This window comes from Mesorhizobium sp. M7D.F.Ca.US.004.03.1.1 (assembly GCF_003998635.1).
Classification (GTDB): Bacteria; Pseudomonadota; Alphaproteobacteria; order Rhizobiales; family Rhizobiaceae; genus Mesorhizobium; species Mesorhizobium loti.
In genome coordinates, this window is record NZ_RZQG01001601.1 from 1 (window position 1) to 688 (window position 688).

1 protein-coding gene is annotated in these 688 nt (G+C 65.6%); it reads right to left on the reverse strand.

Annotated features, from left to right (window positions below; all coding sequences use genetic code 11):
• Positions 1-688 (reverse strand): hydantoinase/oxoprolinase family protein (locus tag EN935_RS38970; protein WP_281040421.1); only part of this gene is annotated, 688 nt, incomplete at both ends.

Below are 688 nucleotides of genomic sequence, written 5' to 3' on the forward strand. Positions count from 1 at the left end.
CAGTCGAGCCGCGACAGGATCCCAGTTGTCCTGCCGACCGAGCACATGGGCCGCATCGGATGGCGTGAAGCCCGCGATATGCACCAGACCGCGCGCGACCAGGCGATTGAGTGTCGCGACCTGTGACGTCGATACGAGCAGCCGATCAAGCGCGGCGGGAATTGCCGAAATGTCAGCATAGAGCCGCGCCTCGGTAACTGTCAGGCCCGCAGCCAGACGCTCGGGCACTCCTGTGCGCAATGCGAAGCGGCCGTCCAGCCGGCTGGTGTTAGGGCTGAGCAATTGCCGCTTGAGGCCTTTGTATATGGCATCGTCGTGCTTCACCGCAGCCAGCGCTAGCGGCACGAGCCGACGGGGGCCTAGGACGATCGTCGAAGTCAGCGACCGCTCATGGAGCGAGACTTCCGAGTCTCCACCGAGGCCAAAGGTGCGCATGGCGACGGCTTCCACCATGGTTCGCATTCCGCCGACGGTAGCGCCTTCCGGATCGAGCCGCAGGCGGCCGCCGTCCAGAACGGCGATGTCGGTGGTCGTGCCGCCGATGTCGGACACCACTGCGTCATCAATGCCAGTCATGTACCGCGCCCCCACCAGGCTTGCCGCTGGTCCTGACAGGATGGTCTCGATCGGCCGGGCGCGAGCGAATTCAGCGGTGATAAGCGCGCCGTCGCCGCGCACGATCATGAGC